Origin of the sequence: Kitasatospora sp. NBC_00039 (assembly GCF_045160625.1) — a bacterium.
GTDB lineage: Bacteria > Actinomycetota > Actinomycetes > Streptomycetales > Streptomycetaceae > Kitasatospora.
Genome location: NZ_CP108290.1, coordinates 577,849 through 596,488 on the forward strand (window position 1 = coordinate 577,849; position 18,640 = coordinate 596,488).

Genomic DNA, 18,640 nt, shown 5'->3' on the forward strand with positions numbered 1-18,640 from the left:
CACCCGGCGCCGGCGCCGGCACCGGCCCCGATCCGGCCGACGTGGCGTACACCCTGCAGGTCGGCCGGACGGCGCGGCCCCACCGGCTGGCCGTCGTCGCGGACGACCGGGCCACCGCGCTCGACCGCCTGCGGGCGGGCCTGGACGCGTTCCTGGACGGCGCGGCGCCCGAGGGCGCCGACGTCGTGACGGGCGCCCCGGACCAGCCGGGCACCGGCCCGGCGATACCGCCCTCGCCCGAGGCCTGCGTGCGGCTCCTGCGGCAGGGGCGCCTGAGGGAGCTGGCCGCCGCCTGGGCGGCGGGCGCCGAGGTGCCCTGGCACGAGGCGTACGGCCCCGAAGGCGGGCCCGCCGGCCGGCGGATCCCGCTGCCCACGCACCCCCTCACGGAGGAGAGCTGCTGGCTGGGCCGGTGGCGCGGCGCGCCGCAGGAGCCGGCCGCCGCGGGGAAGGCCGACGCAGAGACGGAGCAGCCGAGGGTGCGACAGCGGACGGCACTGCAACGGACGGCACAGCAGCGGACGGGGGATCAGACGGTGGCGCCGACGGGCCTCCCCGGGGCCGGTGGCCCCGCGGTCGAACTGCGGATCCTCGATCCCGGCATCGCCCTGGTGGTCATGCACGGCGACACCAACATGTTCACCGAGGAGACCGTGCGCGGCCTGGAGGCGGCCTTCGCCGAGCTGCGCGCGGACGAGGGCGTCAAGGCCGTGGTGCTGACGGGCGGCGGTCCGGCGTTCAGCATGGGCGGCACGCCCGAGGCCCTGGAGCGCCTGGCCGGCGGCCGGGGCAGCTTCACCGACGTGCCCTTCCTCTACGAGGGCCTGCTCTCCTGCGACCGCCCGGTGATCGCCGCGATGTCCGGGCACGCGGCCGGCGGCGGCCTGATGTTCGGCCTGCACGCCGACCTGGTGCTGATGGCACGCGAGGGGACGTACGCGGCCAGCTTCCTCAAGTACGGCTTCACCCCCGGGATGGGCGCCACCTACGTGCTGGAACGCCGGTTCGGGCGGTCGCTGGCCACCGAGATGTTCTACACCGGCAGGCCGTTCGGCGGCGCCGAGCTGGAACGGCGCGGGGCGCAGGTCACCTTCCTGCCGCGGGAGGAGGTCCTCCCCGCCGCGCTCGACCTGGCCCGGGCGATCGCCGCCCAGCCCGCCCTGCCGGTGCGCGCCCTCAAACGCGAGCTGGCCGGCCGCACGCTCGCCGAACTCGGCACGGTGGTGGCCCGCGAGGCCGAACTGCACCGGCTCGTGCTCGGCCGGGACGCGGTGAGCCGCGTGCACGAGCACAGCGCGAAGGTGCGCGGCTACGCCCACCCGGCGAGCGCGGCGGGGCCGGTCACGGCCGCCCCGGCGGTCACCGCCCGGGTGCCCGCCGACACCCCGCCACCGGACCGGGCTCCCGATCCGGCGCCCGACCCGGCTCCCGATCCGGCGCCCGGCCCGGCGCCCGACCTGGCACTCGCACCGGCGCCTGACGCGATGCCGGTGCCGGCACCGGTGCCGGCACCGGTGGCTGAGGGCCCGGACCGTGCCGAGGTCGTCGCCGTGGTCACGGAGACGCTCTGCGGGCATCTGTACCTCGACCGGGACGAGATCGACCCCCTGCTGACCTTCAGCGAGATGGGCGTCGACTCGCTCGGGGCGGTCGAGATCGTCCGCGACCTCAACCAGCACTTCGGCCTCGACCTGGACTCGGTGGCGGTCTACGACCACCCGACGCTGGACCGGCTGGCCGACTTCGTCGGCGCCGAGTCCGCCCGGGGCCGCGCCCTGCACGCCGCCGCCGTCCGCCCGGCCGCTCCGCAGGCCGTTCCCCCACAGACCCCGGCCGACCGGTCCGGTGACGGGCCATCGCAGGGCCGGTCGGCCGGCTCACCGCCCCCGCTGCAGCTCCACCCCACGGGGGCACCGGGGCCCCAGGACCAGGACGCACCCCAGGACGCACCCCAGGCCACGCCGCAGGAGACGCCCAGGCCCCCGGCCGGGCCTGGTCAGGTGGTCCTCGCCCCGGTCCCCGGCAGGACCGCACCCGCAGGCGCATCCGCACCCACGGCCGGCCCTGCCGCCGTCCCGCCCGTCACCCTGCCCGCCGTCCCGTCCGTCCCGTCCACCGTCCCGCCCCTCGCCTCGTCCGCCGCCCGGCCCGTGAGCGCGCCCGTGAGCGCCCCCGTCACCCTGCCCGCCGTCCGGCCCGGGCCGGCGGGGCCGGTGGACATCGCCGTGATCGGCATGTCCGGCCGCTTCCCCGACGCCCCCGACCTCAGCACCTTCTGGTCCAACCTGGTCGCCGGCCGCAGCAGCATCCGTGAGATCCCCGCCGAACGCTGGGACGTCGCCGAGCACTTCGACCCCGACCAGCGCGCCGAGGGCCGCACCTACAGCAAGTGGGCCGCCCTGCTCGACGACGTCGACCTGTTCGACGCCTCCTTCTTCCACCTCTCCCCGATGGAAGCCGAGCTGATGGACCCCCAGCAGCGGCTCTTCCTCCAGGAGGCGTGGTCGGCCCTGGAGGACGCGGGCTACGCGCTGCCCGGCACCGAACGGGCCCGCTGCGGGGTGTTCGTCGGCTCCGGCGCGGGCGACTACCTGCGGCTGCTGGAGGAGAACGGCCAGGACGGCACCGGTCAGGCGTTCCTCGGCAACTCGCCCTCCATCCTGGCCGCCCGGATCGCCTACCACCTCAACCTCGGCGGCCCGGCCGTCGCCATCGACACCGCCTGCTCCTCCTCCCTGGTGGCCGTGCACCAGGCCGTGGCGGCCATCCGCGCCGGCGACTGCGACACCGCCGTCGCGGGCGGCGTCGCGGTGATGCTGACCCCCCGGATGCACGTCTGGACCAGCCGCACCGGCATGCTGTCGCCCACCGGGCGCTGCGCCCCCTTCGACGCCTCGGCCGACGGCATCGTCCTCGGCGAGGGCGTCGGCGCCGTGGTGCTCAAGCCGCTGGAGCGCGCACTGGCCGACGGCGACACCGTGTACGCGGTGATCAAGGCCACCGGCACCAACAGCGACGGCCGGACCAACGGCATCACGGCGCCCAGCGCCGACTCCCAGGCCGCGCTCCTGGTGGACGTCCACCGGCGGGCCGGCCTCGCCCCGGAGGACGTCGGGTACGTGGAGGCGCACGGCACCGGCACGGTGCTGGGCGACCCGATCGAGGTGAAGGCCCTCACCCGGGTCTTCCGCGACCGGGCCGGGCAGGCGGGCGTCTGCTACCTGGGCTCGGTGAAGTCCAACATCGGGCACACCACCCTGGCGTCGGGCATCGCCGGATTCATCAAGGTGGTGCTCGGGCTCCGGGCCGGGGTGATCGCGCCGTCGCTCAACTTCGAACAGGCCAACCCCGTGATCGACTTCGACGGCGGGCCGTTCCGGGTCGCCACCGCCGCGGTGCCCTGGCTCCCGGGCCCGTCCGGGCGGCGGGTCGGCGCGGTGAGCAGCTTCGGCTTCAGCGGGACCAACGCGCACGTGGTGCTGGCCGAGGCGCCGCCGCAGGCCGCGCCCGCCGTCGGCCCGTCCGGGCAGGCCGTCGTCCTGCCGGTCTCGGCGCGCACGGATGGCGCCCTGCACGACCGGGTCCGCGGGCTGGCCGGGTGGCTGACGGAGCAGCACGACCTCGAGGACACCGCCCGCACGCTCGCGCTGTCCCGCGCGCACTTCCCGGCCCGGGCCGCCTTCGTGGTCAGGAGCACGGCCGAACTGCGCGAACAGGCCGAGGAGTTCGTCGCCGGCGGTAGGCCGGCCACCGACGGCCACGGCGAGCGGCTGCGGCGGCTCGCCGAGGACTACCTGGCGGGCCACGATGTGGACTGGGCCGCCGTGCACGCCCACCGGCCGCGCCGCAACGTGCCGCTGCCCGCTTACCCCTTCGCGCGGACCAGCCACTGGACCACCGCCCCGGCGTCCGTCACGGCCCGGGTGGGCGTCGCCGCCCCGCCGTCCGTCACCTCCCGCGTGTCCGTCACGGCCCCGGTCCCGCCCGCCGCGCAGGCCCCCGGGCGCGCTCCGGGCGCGCCCGGAGCGGTGGCCGCGCCCGCCTCCGCGGCCGCCCCGGACTACCCGCTTCTGGTCTGCCGGCCGAGCTGGTCCGAGGACGCCGGACCGGGCGAGCGGCCGCCGACCGGGGGCGGCAGGCGGGTCGCCCTGGCCCACGCCGGTGGGGACGGCCCGCTCGCCGACGCCCTGGCCGCGCTGCACCCGGACGACGAGGTGGTCCGCATCCCGCTGGGCGGCGCCGCACCCGTCCCCGGCCCGTTCGACGTGCTCTACGTGCTCGCCGGCCGCGCGGGCGCCGTCCCGGAGCCCGCCGACACCGCACCCTGCGGGGACCCGGTCACCCTGGCCGCGTTCTACCTGCTCAAGCAACTGCTCCGGGTGGGCCAGGCGGCCCGCCCGCTGGCCGCGACCTTCGTCGTGCACGGCGTCCTGCCGGTCACCCCCGGCGACCGGGTGCAGCCGCACGGCGCCGGCCTGGTCGGGCTCTCCCGCACGGTGGCGGCCGAACACCCGCTCTGGCAGGTGAACTGCGTGGACGTCACGCCGGACGCCCTCGCCGCCGACCCCTTCCGCACCGCCCGGCGGATCGCCGCCGAGGACGGCACACACCCCGTGGTGGCCCTGCGCGGCGAGCACCGCTACCTGCGCCGCTTCGAGCCGCTCGCCGCACCCGTTCCCGGGGAGGCCGCCACCGTGGATGCCGGTCCGCGTCTGCGCAAGGGCGGTGTCTACCTGGTCGCCGGCGGGACCGGCGGCCTGGGCGGTGCCGTGAGCCGGCACCTCGCCGCCGTCCACGGCGCCCGGCTGGTCTGGCTCGGCCGCCGGCCGGCCGACGATCCGCAGGTGACGGCCCGGGCGGCCGAGATCGCCCGGCTGGGCGGCGACGTCCGCTACGTCCGCGGCGACGTCACCGACCCGGACGCCGTCCGGGCCGCGGTGGCCGAGGCCCACGACTCCTTCGGCGCGCTGCACGGCGTCCTGCACGCCGCCGGCGAGCTGCGCGACGTCCCGCTCGCCCGGATGACGGAGGTGGAGTTCACCCGGGTGTTCGCCCCGAAGGCGGCCGGCGCCACCGCCCTGGTCGAAGCACTCGACGGGCAGCAGCCGGACTTCTGCGTCTTCTTCTCCTCCGCAGCCTCCTTCGTGGCCTCGCCCGGGCAGGCCAACTACGCGGCGGCGGCGACCTTCGAGGACGCCTGCGTCTGGTCGGCCCGCAGTCGCTGCGCGTTCCCGGTGTCGGTGGTGAACTGGGGCTTCTGGGGGAGCGTCGGTGCCGTGGCCACCGCGCACCACCAGCGCTCGTTCGCGGCCCTGGGCGTCGGCTCCATCGACCCGGCGGAGGGCGCCTCGGCACTGGAGCGCGTGCTCTCCGGCGGGGCCGGGCAGGCGCTGGTCATCAAGGCGGACCCGGCCCGGCTGGCCGGGCACGGCATGCCGCTCGCCGGCGCCCCGGCGCCCATGGTTCCGGCGTCCGTGGTTCAGACGGTGGCGCAGGCGCCGGCGGTTGCGGCGCCGGCCGGCGCGGACCTGGAGCGCCGGACCCGGGACCACCTCAAGCGGGTCTTCGCCGGGGTCCTCAAGTGTGAGGAGGACGAACTCACCGACCGGGACACCCTGGAGACCTTCGGCATCGACTCGCTGATCGGCGCCGAGATCGTCGAACGGCTCGCCGCCGACCTCGGCGAGCTCCCGGCGACCCTGCTGTTCGAGCACGCGACGATCGAGCGGCTCGCCGCCCACCTCCTCGCCGTCCGACGCGAGCCGCTGACGGCCGTCCTCACCCGCACGGAGGCCGGCCCCGGGCCCCTCGAGACGGCGGCCCCCGCCGACACGCAGCCGGTGCCGGAGACCGTCCCGGCGCCGGAGGCCGTCCCGGCGCCGGAGGCCGTCCCGGCGGCGGAACCGGACGAGGCAGCGGCCGGAACAGCGACGGTCCACCCGGCGTCCACGCCGCATGACCAGCCCCGTGAGGAGGCCCGTGGGGAGCAGGCCCCGCGCGAGGAGCAGGCCCATGCCGGCGCCCTCGACATCGCCGTCGTCGGCGTCACCGGCCGCTACCCGGGCGCCCCGGATCTCGACACCTTCGCCCGCAACCTCGCCGCCGGTGCCGCCCACATCACCGAGGTGCCGGCCGACCGGTGGGACTGGCGGGAGCACTTCGACCCCCGACGCGGCCGGCCGAACCGCAGCTACGGCCGGTGGGCCGGATTCCTGGACGGTGTGGACGAGTTCGACCCACAGCTGTTCGGCATCCTGCCGCGCGAGGCGGCCGCGATCGACCCGCAGGAGCGGCTGTTCCTGGAGACCTGCTGGAACCTCCTGGAGGAGACCGGCTATCTCGGCGCGCACACCCGCGTCCCGGAGACCGGCGTCTTCGTCGGCCTGATGTACGGCTCGTACGGCCAGCTCGCGGCGGCCTCCGGCTGGCCCCGGGGCGAGTTCGGGGCCGCGCACTCGGCGTACTGGTCGGTGGCCAACCGGGCCAGCTACCACTTCGACCTGACCGGGCCCAGCTTCGCGGTCGACTCGGCCTGCTCGTCCTCGCTGACCGCCGTTCACCTGGCCTGCGAGAGCCTGCGCCGGGGCGAGTGCCGGATGGCCGTCGCCGGCGGCGTCAACCTGATCCTGCACCCCGCCCACCTGGTCGCCCTGTCGGCCCGCGGCATGCTGGCCGGCGGCGACGCCTGCCGGACCTTCGACGCCGACGCGGACGGCTACGTCCCCGGCGAGGGGGTGGGCGCCGTCCTGCTCAAGCCGCTGGCGGACGCGGTGGCCGACGGCGACCGGATCTGGGCCGTCATCAAGGGCAGCCGCGCAAACGCGGGCGGCAAGACCAGCGGCTACACCGTCCCGAACCCCAATGCGCAGGCCGACCTCGTGGCCGGGACGCTCGCCGCGGCCGGGGTCGACCCGCGCACCGTCGGCTACCTGGAGGCCCACGGCACCGGCACCGCGCTGGGCGACCCGATCGAGGTGGCCGCGCTCGCCCGGGCCTTCGGCGCCGGGCCCGACGTGCCCTCGGCCACCGGCTGGGACGGCCCGCCGGTCGCGATCGGCTCGGTCAAGGCCAACATCGGCCATCTGGAGGGCGCGGCCGGGATCGCCGGGCTGACGAAGGTGCTCCTGCAGCTCAGGGACGGGCTGCTCTACCCGAGCGCCAACCTGGACCGGCTCAACCCGAGGATCGACTTCGACGCCTCGCCGTTCCGGCCGCTGGCCGAGGCCGCCCCGTGGCCCCGGCCCGTGGCGGACCAGACGTACCAAGCGGACCAGGCGGACCAGGCGGACCGGGCGGAGCAGGACGGGCGGGCGGGTGCGCAACCGCGCCGGGCGGGCGTGAGCTCGTTCGGCGCCGGCGGGGCCAACGTCCACCTGGTGCTGGAGGAGTACCTGGGCGCCCCCGAGCCGCTGGGCGCCCCCGAGCCCGCCGGGATCGAGGAGGTCTTCGTGCTGTCCGCCCGGACGCGCGAGCGGCTGGCCGTGCTCGCCGGCCGGGTCGCGGACCACGTGGCGGCCGCGACCGGGGCCGGCGACGACGCACCGACCCTGCGCTCGCTCGCCTGGACCAGCCAGACCGGACGGCGGGAGCTGACGGAGCGGCTGGCCGTGGTCGCCGGCAGCCTGCCCGCCCTGGCCGAGGGCCTGCGCGCCTTCGCCGAGGGGCGCCCGGCCCCCGGCGTCCACGCGGGCACCGCCGCCCGCACCGCCGCACCGGTGCGGGACGGCGCGGACCGGGCGGCGGCGGTGGAGGCCTGGCTGACCGGGGCGGAGGTGGACTGGCGCAGGCTCTGGTCCGGCCCCCGGCCGCGTCGCACCGCCTTCCCGACGTACCCGTTCGACCGCGCCCGCTACTGGCTGGCCGAGCCGCCCGCCGACGAGGCCGCGGGGGAGGCCGGGGAAGACCTCACGACGGACGGCGTGCCGCAGCCCGGCCGCGGCGAGGAAGCACCGCAGGGCCCCGACGTACAGAGCGCCCCCGAACGGCCTGAGGAGGCGGCCCTGTTGCGGTTCGCCCGCCCGGTCTGGGAGCCGGTTCCCGCGCCGGAGCCGCTGACCGGTGCCCCGGCGCCGCGCGTGGTGCTGGTCGCCGCAGACGAGCCCGGGCCGGCCGGGGCACTGGCCGGGCGGCTCGCCGCCGACGGCGTGCAGGTCGTCACGCTGGCCACCGCCCCGGAATACGCCCGAACCGATGACACGGGCGGCTACCGCCTGGCGCTCACCGACCGGGAGCAGTGCCGGCGGCTCGTGGCGGACCTCACCGAGCGCGGCCTGGAGCCGGACGGCCTGGTGTTCTGCGCTCCCGAGGGCGCGGCCGGCCACGGCGGTGACGACCTGACGGCCGGTCTCGACCGCGGCTTCCACGCCCTGGTCGCGCTCACCACCGCCCTGCTCGCCCGGCCGGGGGCCCCGCGCGACCTGCGGGTGGTCTACGGGTACACCGCCCCGACCCCGTCGTCCCGGCCGCACGACGCGGCCGTCGGCGCCGCACTGCGCAGCCTGGCGCTGGAGCACAGCCGGCTGGGCGCCGCCCGGGTGGCCTTCGAGGGGGCCGACGCGGTGGCGCCGCCCGAGCAGCGGGCCGCCCGGCTGGTGGCGGAGCTGGCCGGGTGCCGGCCAGGCGCCGCCGTCGAGGTCCGCTACCAGGGCGGCGAACGGCAGGTGAGAGGCCTGCTCGACCACGTGCCCGCGCCCGCGGACCAGCTGCGGCCGCGCCCGGACGGTGTCTACCTGGTCACCGGCGGCGCCGGGCCGCTCGGCCTGCACACCGCCCGGCTGCTGGCCTCCCGCGCGCGGGCGACCGTCCTGCTGGTGGGCCGCTCCGCACTGGACCCCCGACGCCAGGCCCTGGTGGACGAGCTCGACCGGGGTGCCGGCACCGTCCGCTACCTGCGCGCCGACGTCGCGGACGCGGACGGGATGCGCCGGCTGGTCGGCGAGGCCGTCGCGCAGTACGGCCCGCTGCGCGGTGTCGTGCACGCGGCCGGGGTCACCCGCGACGCCCGCGCGGTGACGAAGAGCCGGGCGGACCTCGATGCCGTGCTCGCCCCGAAGACGGCCGGCGTGCTGGCGCTCGACGAGGCGACGTTCGGCCAGCCGCTCGACTTCTTCGCCCTCTACTCCTCCGTGGTCGCCTACAGCGGCAACCCGGGCCAGCTCGACTACGCCTACGCCAACGCCTTTCTCGACGAGTTCGCCGAGCAGCGGGCCCAGCGGCACGCGGCCGGCCTGCGCGCCGGGCACACGGTGTCGATCGCGTGGCCGCTCTGGGAGGACGGCGGCATGAGCGTGGACGCCGCCACCCGGGAGCTGCTCGCGCGCCGCTGGGACATGGCGCCGATGAGCACCGCCAACGGGCTGCGGGCGCTGGACGTGGCCCTGGGCGGCCGGGAGACCCGGGTGACGGTCGTCCAGCGGCCGTCCGCCCCCTCCGCCCCGTCCGCCCCGTCCGCCCCCTCCGCCCCGAGCGCCCAGTCCGCCCAGGCCGCTCCGGAACCGCAGGCGGCCCGCCCCGAGGCCGCCTCGCCGACGCCCGAGCAGGCGCCCGAGCAGGAGCCGACGCCCGAGCAGGAGCCGACGCCCGAGGAGGTGCCGGCGTCCGAGGTGGAGCGCGAACTGCGGGCGATGGCCGCCGGGTTCCTCCTGGTCGAGCCCGAGGACGTCAACGTGGACGACCAGCTGCTGGAGCTCGGGTTCGACTCGCTCACGCTGACCGAGCTGATCAACCAGGTGAACGAGCTCTACGGCCTGGACCTGCTGCCGACCGTCCTCTTCGAGTGCCCCGACCTGGCCTCGTTCGCGGCCCACCTGGTCCGCCACCACACCGCCGAGGTGGCGGTTCACCACCGTCCGCAGCCCCTCCCCGCCCCGGCACGGCCGCAGCCGGCTCCGGAGCGCGGCGAACCGCCGCAGCCGGCCGACGAGCAGGCCGCCGAGCCCGCTGCCGCATCGCAGCCCGCGGCCATCGCCGAGCCCGCGGCCACCTCCCAGCCCACAGCCACCTCCGGGCCGCCGACCCCCGCCCCCGCGCTACGGCCCTCCAGCGGCCGGCCGCTCCCGGTGGCGGTGGTCGGCATGGCGGCGGTGCTGCCCGGCTCGGCCGGCACGGCGCAGTTCTGGGACCACCTGATGGCCGGCCGAAACCTGGTCACCGACGTTCCGCCGGACCGCGCCGAGCTCGGCCGGGCCGCGGGGGCGGCCCCCGTCCGGGCCGGGTTCCTCGCCGACGTGAGCCGGTTCGACGCCCGCTTCTTCGGCATCGCCCCGCGCGAGGCCGCCCTGATGGACCCGCAGCAGCGGCTGTTCCTGGAGACCGCCTGGCGGGCCGTCTGGGACGCCGGCTACCGCCCGTCCGACCTCGCGGGCACCGCGACCGGCCTGTTCGCCGGTGTCTCGACCTCCGACTACGCCGACCTGCTCGGAAAGGCGGCCGTCACGGTGGAGGCGCACAGCGCCACCGGAGTCGCGCACGCCGTCCTCGCCAACCGGGTCTCCTACCTGATGGACCTGCACGGGCCGAGCGAGTCGGTGGACACCGCCTGCTCCAGTTCGCTGGTGGCGATCCACCGGGCGGTCGGCGCGCTGGCGGCGGGCGAGTGCGAGGAGGCCCTCGTCGGCGGGGTCAACGTGCTGCTCAGCCCGGCGTTGTTCAGCGCCTTCCAGCAGTCCGGGATGCTCAGCGCCGACGGCCGCTGCAAGACCTTCGACGCCGGGGCCGACGGCTACGTGCGGGGCGAGGGCTGCGGGGTCGTCCTGCTCAAGCCGCTGGAGCGGGCGCTCGCCGACGGCGACCACGTCTACGGCGTGGTCACCGGGTCGGCGGTCGGCCACGGTGGCCGCGCCGGCTCCCTGACCGCGCCCAACCCCGAGGCACAGGCCCGGGTCCTGGTGCGGGCACACCGCGCGGCCGGTACCGATCCCGACCGACTGGGGTACCTGGAGGCGCACGGCACCGGGACCAGCCTCGGCGACCCGGTGGAGATCGAGGGCATCAAGCAGGCCCTCGCGACGCTCTACGCCGACCGGGACCGGGTGCTGCCCGACCGGCCGCACATCGCGGTCGGATCGGTGAAGACCAACATCGGCCACCTGGAGGCGGCGGCGGGCATCGCGGGGGTGATCAAGGTCCTGCTCGGCCTTGAGCACCGCCAACTCCCGCCCCACCTGCACCTGGAGCGGCTCAACCCGCACATCCGGCTGGCCGGGACACCGCTGCGGATCGTCGACGGTCCGCTCCGGTGGGAGGGTACGGCCGGCGCCGACGGCGTGCCCGTGCGGTGCGCGGGGGTGAGCTCGTTCGGCTTCGGCGGCACCAACGCCCACGTCGTCCTGGAGTCGCCCCGGCCCCGGCCGGCCACCACCGACGACGGCAGCCCGCGGCTGGTGGTGCTGTCCGCGCCCACCGCCGCACAACTCCAGGAGTACGCCGGTCTGTTGGCCGACCACCTGGAGCTTCGTGAGCCCGTGCTCGCGGAGGTCGCCCGCACGCTGCAGACCGGGCGCGAGGAGTGGCCCGAGCGTCTCGCCCTGGTGGTGCGCGACCGGGCGGAGCTGGTGCGCGGGCTGCGCGCGGCGGCCGGGGGCACCTGCCCGCCCGGTGCCCACCGAGGCACCGCGCGCCGGTCCGCCCCGGCGGCCCGCGACCACGAGAACGCCGTCGGCCCCGTGGACCGCGACCACGTCGACCTCGACGGCCCCGCGGACCTCGACGGGCAGGCCCGTGCCTGGGTCGAGGGCACGGCGGTCGACTGGGCCCGTCTCTGGGCCGGGCCGCTGCCGCGCCGCACCCCGCTGCCCGGTGTTCCCTTCGCCGGGGCCCGTCACTGGTTCGCCCCCGGCACACCGCACCCGAGTCTGGAGGCCACCATCGAAGCGTCACCGTCCTCGTCCACGGCGCCGTCGCCCGTGCGGGCCCCGGCCGTCCGCCGCACGCCGGTGCCTGCTGCGGCAGCCCGCGAGCGGGTGAAGCTGCCCTCGCTCGGCGCGCCCGCCGGCCCGGAGCCCGCGCCCCGCAAACCCGTACCGGCCCCTGCTGCCGGCCCCGCACCTGCCGTGGCCCCCTCCGCTCCAGTGGCCCCCTCGGCCCCCACCGCGCCGCCCGGCGTCGGGCTCCCGGAGATCCGGCGGACGGTTACCTCGCTGCTCTCCGACATCCTCGGCATCCCCGAGGCGGAGCTCCCCGCCGACCAGCCCTTCGGAGAGCTGGGGTTGGACTCGGTCTTCCGGATGGACCTGGCCCGGATGCTCAACGAGACCTACGGCCTGGACCTCAAGGCGGCCGAGCTCTACGAGCAGGACTCCGTCGAGCTGTTGAGCGCCGGTGTCGCCGCTGCGATCGCGGCGCTCCCCGCAGCCCCCGCCGCCCGTACCGTCCCCGTCGCCCCCGACGCGCCCGCCACTCCCGTCGCCCCCGACGCGCCCGCCACTCCCGTCGCCCTGCCGCAACACCGAACCGGCGGCGATGATCTGACGGGCACTCAACTCGCCGACTTCATCGAGGCGACGGTCGAGCGGGCCGTCGATCCCGGGGCGGACTTCGCCGGCCAGGGCTTCACCTCCTTCGACATGCTGAGGGTCGTCGCCGCCCTGGAGCGGCGGTTCGGCCCGCAGCGCAAGTCCCTGCTGTTCGACCACCCCACGGTGGGCGCGCTGGCCGGGCACCTGTCCGCGGCGCACGGCGCCGCAGCGGCCGCCCTGCTGGCCGCGCCGGCCCCGGCCCGGGCCGGCGGTCCGGCGCCGGACCTCGCGGCCGAGCCGGCGGCGGGCGGCCCGGTGGTGGTGCTCAAGCGCGAGCTGACAGACCGTCCGGAGATCGCCGCTGCGATCGCGGAGCTGGACCGCCGGCACGCCAAGGAGGGCGGCCTGCCGGGCCGGGACATCGCGCCGCTGGTCTTCCTCGGCTCGGCCCGCAGCGCCTACTTCAACTTCTCCCAGCGGGACGGCTCGCTGCTGGCGTGGAGCTACGTCGGCTCGGAGCAGGACCTCCCGGAACTGACCCGCGAGTACACCGAGCACGCGGAGCGCCGCGGGCTGAAGCCCAACCTGCTCTCCATGGTGCGGCTGACGGAGGTGGGCGGGCGCCCGTACTCGGCCACGCCCTTCGGTGTGGTCCAGCGGATGGAGTCCATCCAGGAGTTCAGCCTCTCGGGCGCCCGGATGCAGCGGCTGCGCTACATGGTGCAGCGCTTCGCGCGGATGCCCGGGGCCGGCGTGCGCGAGTACCGGGTCGGGTCCGATCCGGCCACCGACACCGCGATCGCCGGACTGATCGACGGCTGGTGCGCCACCAAGGACATGGTGAATCCGTACGTGGCCACCGTGCGGGACGAGATCAGCCGCGGGGTGCTCGCCGAGCGGCACCGGATGTTCCTCACGCACTCCGCCGGACAGCTGTGCAGCGCGGTCATCGTCACCCGGATCCCGTCGGAGAACGGGTACCTGCTGGACCTGGAGTTCTACTCCGAGCAGACGCCGAAGGGCGGTCTGGAGTACACGATCGTGCGGATCGTGGAGCTGCTCGCGGAGGAGGGCTGCACGATGTTCAGCTTCGGGGCGAGCCTGGGCGTGCGGCTCTGCTCCTCGCCGAACGCCGAACCGGCGGCCGAGCAGGCGCTGGCCGAGCTGCGCTCCGCCGAGGTGTTCACAGGGGAGGGGAACTTCCGCTTCAAGAACAAGTTCCGGCCGGTCAACCTGCCCGTCTACCTGTGCCGGCCGGCCGACGGGGAGCCGACCGACGTCGGCGAGCTCATCCTGATGATCGCCAACCCCGAGGTCGCGGCGGGCCGCCCCCCGGCAGCCCGGCCGGCCGCCCGTCCGGCCCCCGCGCCCACCCCGGTCCCGGTACCCACCCCGGTCCCGGTACCCACCCCGGCGTCCGCCCGCCCCACGGCCCCGGCACCCGCCCGCCCCGCACCCCCGCAGCCCGCCGCCGGGGCCCCTCCCACCGGGACCCGTCCCCTCGAGGCCCCCGACACCGAGGCCGTCGCCGTACGGGCGCGGCGCCTGGCCGCCCACGGCCACAACCCGCTCCTGCTGGACTCCGGCGAGGCCGACATCGACCTCGTCACCGACTCCTGGACGGAGCTCGACACCGCCTACGTCGCCGAGGGCATGGCCGCGCTGCGCGCGCAGACCGCGGCCCGGCCCGGCCCGGCCGAGGACCTCGCGGCCCTGCTGCCCTTCCGCTACGTCGTGCCGACCCTGCGGGGCCGGTCCGCCGAGGCCCTGCTCTGCCGGGCCTGGCCCGGCCCGCGCGGACTGGTGGTGCAGAACGCGCTCTTCCCGACCTGGGCGCTGAACCAGATCGACCACGGCTTCGCCCCGCTGGCCGTCCCGGCCGTCGCCGCCGCGAACGGGGCACAGGCGCTCTGGGGTGACGTGGACGTCGACGCGCTGGAGCGGGCGCTCGCCGCCAACCCGGGCACGGTCTCCTTCGTCTGCGTGGAGACCAGCACCAACGCGCTCGGCGGGCTCCCGCTGTCGCTGGCCAACCTGCGCAGGGTCCGGGCCGCCGCGGACGCCCACGGGGTGCCGCTCGTCCTGGACGCGACGCGCGTGCTGGAGAACGCGGCCTTCGTCGCCGGGCACGAGGACGGCGAGCGGGGCCGCAAGGTGTGGGAGGTCGCGGAGGAGATCCTCGCCCTGGCCACCGCCGTCACCCTCGGCCTGTCCAAGGACTTCGGCATCGACCACGGCGGCCTCGTCGCCACCGACGACAGCCGGCTCGCCGAACTGCTCCACGAGGACGTGCTGCGGCGCGGCCGGGAGCCGGGCGTCGCCCAGCGCCGGCTGATGGCCGCGGCCCTGGCCGACCGCGAGCGCTCGGCCGCGGCGGTGGCCGAACGGATGGGCGCTGTCCAGGAGTTGCGCCGGATCCTCGCCGATGCCGGTCTGCCGGTGGTGGCGGCCGGCGGGCACTGCGTGCTGATCGACGCGGCCCGGCTGCCCGGGGCCGACCGCTCGCCCAACCCGGCGGCCGACTGGCTGGCCTGGAGCTACCGGCACACCGGTGTCCGGGCCGCCCCGCACCTGGCCGCCGGCCCGGCGGCGGGCGCCGCGCTGGTCCGGTTGGCCGTGCCGCTCGGCCTCGGGACCGAACGGGCGGCGGAGGCCGGCCGCCGGCTGGCGGCGCTGCACCGCGACGGGGGCCCGGCCCCGCTGCTCGTCCCGGCCGACGGCCCCGGCGCCGCCGCGCACCCGGCGACCGCCGCGTACCACCCGGCCGCGGCCCTCCCGGCCGACGTCCGCGCCGCGCTGGACGAGGGCCACCGGCCCCTGAGCGACAACCACGCCGTCCTGCGCGAGCACCAGCCGGACGTGCAGCGTCACCTGGTCGCACTGAGCGAGGGCGACGTCGAGGTGTTCACCGCCGGCGGGGGCAGCCCGCTGGTCCTGCTGCACCCCTTCAACATCGGCGCCGGCTTCTTCGGCCCGCAGTTCGCCGCCCTCGCCGACCGGCACCGGGTCATCTCCGTGCACCACTCGGGCGTCGGCGCGACGACGGCCGCCGCCGACCTGTCGGTGGAGGGCCTGGCCGAACTGCTGCGCCGCACGCTCGACGCCCTGGACGTCCGGGGCCCGGTCCACCTGGCCGGCGCCTCCTTCGGCGCGCTGCCCGCGATGTCCCTCGCGCTGCGCCACCCGCACGACGTCGCCTCGCTGACGCTGATCGGCGGGTCCTACCGGATCGGCAACCGGCAGGGCGAGATGAACCGTCTGGCCCTCGTCGCCCGGGAGGACTTCGACCACCTGCTGGCCCAGCCCGGCACCGAGCCGATCGCCGGCCACCGCCGGCGCTACGAGGAGCTGCTGCTGCGCTGCGAGAGCCTCGACGCCCGGATCGGGCTGCGCTACCTCGACGAGTTCGACCTCGCGACGAACCTGCTGCCCGGGCTCCCCGGTCTCACCGCGCCCGCGCTGATCGTGCACGGCCGCCACGACACGGTCGTCCCGCTGAAGACCGGTCATCTGCTGCACGGCACCCTGCCCGACGTCCGCTTCCACGAGTTCGAGGACGCCGGACACTTCCCCAGCCTCACCGCCGCGGGGCGCTTCAACCAGGTCCTCGCCGACTTCCTGGCCGGCATCGACGCGGCCGGCCGACCGGAGACCACCCGATGACCCCGACGCCCGCCCACACCCCGGCCCCCGCCCCCGCCCCCGCCCCCGCGCCCTTCCAGGTGCTGGACCCCGGCACCGTCCGCCGCCGGGTCACCGTCTCGCCCGCGATGTGCGGCCACAACTCGCTCTTCCTCGGCCAGGTCGGGGACTGGACCTGGGAGACCGTCGGCGCGCTCTGCGACACCGACGTCCTCGCGGCCAAGGGCGCCGGCGGAGACCCGGCCTACCTCGCGTTCTTCTACTACCGGGTGCGCGGCAGCCGGGAGTTCCACCTGCGCAGTCCCACCTTCGGCGACGAACTCGACGTGCTCTCCCGCTCGTTCGACTTCGGCAGCGAGTCGGTGCTGACCCTCCACCGGATCTCCTCGACCACCGCCGCCGGGGACCCGCCCGAGCCCTGGGACCCGGCCGCCTTCCACCGCGGCCCGGCGCCCGGCACCCTGCACGTGGAGAACTTCAACCGCTGGGTCAGCCGCCGGCACGCCGACAGCAACCGGGGCCTGGTCCCGGCCTCGCCGCCGGACTTCCACCACACCCGGCTGCCGGCCCTGCCCGAGGAGTACTCGCCCCGCCCGGTCTACGGCCGCGCCCGGCGCGCGCTGACCTTCCGGGAGGACACGGCGGGGGAGTACCGCAGCGTCGCCCAGGGCTTCACCACCCGGTACGGCATCGACATCACCCGGGACCTCAACGGCGTCGGACTCGTCTACTTCGCGTCCTACTTCTCCTTCGTCGACCAGGCGGTGCTGCGCCAGTGGCGCGCGCTGGGCCGCAGCGACCGCTCGTTCCTGCGGCGCCGGACGGTCGACCAGCAGCTGTGCTACGTCGGCAACGCCGAACCGGACAGCGAGTTCGAGATGACCGTCACCGTCCGGGCCGCGGCGGCCGACCCGGCAGAGGAGCTCGTCGACGTCGTGGTCCGCGACGCGCACAGCTCGGACCTGATCGCCGTCAGCACCCAGCGGGTGCTGCGGGACCTTGAGGAGGCAGAGTGAACAGCGAGCAGGACGGCGCTCGGCGCGCCGCGCAGGAGGCGGCCCGGGCCCGGGCCGAGCAGGCGCTGCACGAGGTGATCCGCGGCATCCTGCCCGCGCTGGACCCACGGGAGATCACCGGGCACAAGCACCTGAAGGAGCTGGGCGCCGACTCGGTGGACCGCGTCGAGATCATCATCGGCGTCACCCGGCTCCTGGACATCGACGAGCCGATGTCGAACTTCAGCGCGATACCGGACATCGACGGCCTCGTCGCGCACCTGGCCCGGGGGGTGCGGGCGTGATCGGGATCGAGGCGCTCAACGTCTACGCGGGCCTGGCCGGCATCGCCCTGACCGATTTGTTCGACGGGCGCGGCCTGGACCACGCCCGGCTCGGCAACCTGATGATGGAACGCCGCTCGGTCGCCCTGCCCTTCGAGGACCCGGTCACCAACGCCGTCAACGCCGCCAAGGCGCTGGTCGACGCGCTGGACCCGGCCGAGCGCGGGCGCATCGAGCTGCTCGTCACCTCCACCGAGTCCGGGGTGGACTACAGCAAGTCGGTGGCCTCCTACGTCCACGAGTACCTCGGCCTGCCCCGCTCCTGCCGGGTGATGGAGGCCAAGCAGGCCTGCTACGCGGCGACCGGCGCGGTGCAGCTCGCCGCCGGCTACCTCGCCTCCGGGCGCTCGCCCGGCGCCAAGGCCCTGGTGATCGCGACCGACGTGGCCGTGGTGGACGAGTACGCCGCGTACGCGGAGGCCGCCACCGGCCACGGCGCTGCCGCCGTCCTGGTGAGCGACCGGCCCCGGATCATGGCCATCGACCCGGGCGCCTACGGCCTCCACAGCTACGAGACCCTCGACTCCGCCCGCCCGCTGCCCACCCTGGACATCGCGGACGCCGACCGCTCGCTCTTCGCCTACCTCGACTGCCTGGCGAAGAGCTTCGCCGACTACGCGGACCGGGTGGAGGGCGCCGACTTCGCGACCACCTTCGACCGCCTGGTGATGCACACCCCGTTCGCCGGGCTGGTCCGGGCCGGCCACCGCAAGATGATGCAGGAGCACGCCGACGCCCGGCCCGCCGAGATCGACGCGGACTTCGCCCGCAGGGTCGCACCGTCCCTGGTCTACCCGAGCGTCGTCGGCAACCTCTGCTCCGGCTCGCTCTACCTCGCGCTCGCCGCCACCATCGACAGCGCCCCCTGCGAACGCCCCGAGCGGGTCGGCCTGTTCGCCTACGGCTCCGGCTGCGCCTCGGAGTTCCTGAGCGGGGTGATCACCCCGGAGTCGGCCCGCACGCTCGGCGCCCTGCGGATCGGCGAGCGCCTGGCGGCCCGTCGCGACATCGGCTTCGAGGAGTACACCCGGCTGCTGAAGCAGACCAGGTCCTGCCTCGTTCCCGAACGCGAGCGCCGGGTCGACACCGAGGACTGGGCCGAGTACCTCGACCACGCCGGCCGGCCGGGCGAACTGCTGGTCCTCACCGGCGTCCAGGACTACCACCGCCGCTACGCATGGCGCTGAGCGACGCACCCGCCCCC

At 76.4% G+C, this 18,640-nt stretch carries 4 protein-coding genes (1 of these 4 cut by a window edge); all 4 read left to right on the top strand.

Annotation, left to right across the window (positions count from 1 at the left end):
* Tightly spaced (each overlapping or abutting the next), the 4 genes in view from OG286_RS38730 to OG286_RS38745 form a layout consistent with a single transcriptional unit that may run on beyond the window.
* Positions 1-16,118: the 3' portion of an SDR family NAD(P)-dependent oxidoreductase gene (locus OG286_RS38730; RefSeq protein WP_331742029.1), read on the top strand. It extends 4,567 nt beyond the left edge of the window; 16,118 of the gene's 20,685 nt are visible here — the last part of the coding sequence; its start codon lies off the left edge, out of view; it ends in the stop codon at positions 16,116-16,118.
* Complete coding sequence (locus OG286_RS38735; protein ID WP_331742031.1) at positions 16,115-17,113, top strand: LnmK family bifunctional acyltransferase/decarboxylase; 999 nt, start codon at positions 16,115-16,117, stop codon at positions 17,111-17,113. Before OG286_RS38730 ends, OG286_RS38735 begins: the two co-directional genes overlap by 4 nt.
* Positions 17,110-17,397, top strand: coding sequence for a phosphopantetheine-binding protein (locus OG286_RS38740; protein ID WP_331742034.1), 288 nt, complete (start codon positions 17,110-17,112; stop codon positions 17,395-17,397). Before OG286_RS38735 ends, OG286_RS38740 begins: the two co-directional genes overlap by 4 nt.
* Complete coding sequence (locus OG286_RS38745; RefSeq protein ID WP_331742036.1) at positions 17,394-18,623, top strand: hydroxymethylglutaryl-CoA synthase; 1,230 nt, start codon at positions 17,394-17,396, stop codon at positions 18,621-18,623. Before OG286_RS38740 ends, OG286_RS38745 begins: the two co-directional genes overlap by 4 nt.
* Positions 18,624-18,640 lie beyond the last annotated feature (17 nt).

Excerpts from the sequence above, each read along its gene's own strand:
- OG286_RS38735 (WP_331742031.1), top strand. The coding sequence starts at position 16,115 with ATGACCCCGACGCCCGCCCACACCCCGGCCCCCGCCCCCGCCCCCGCC.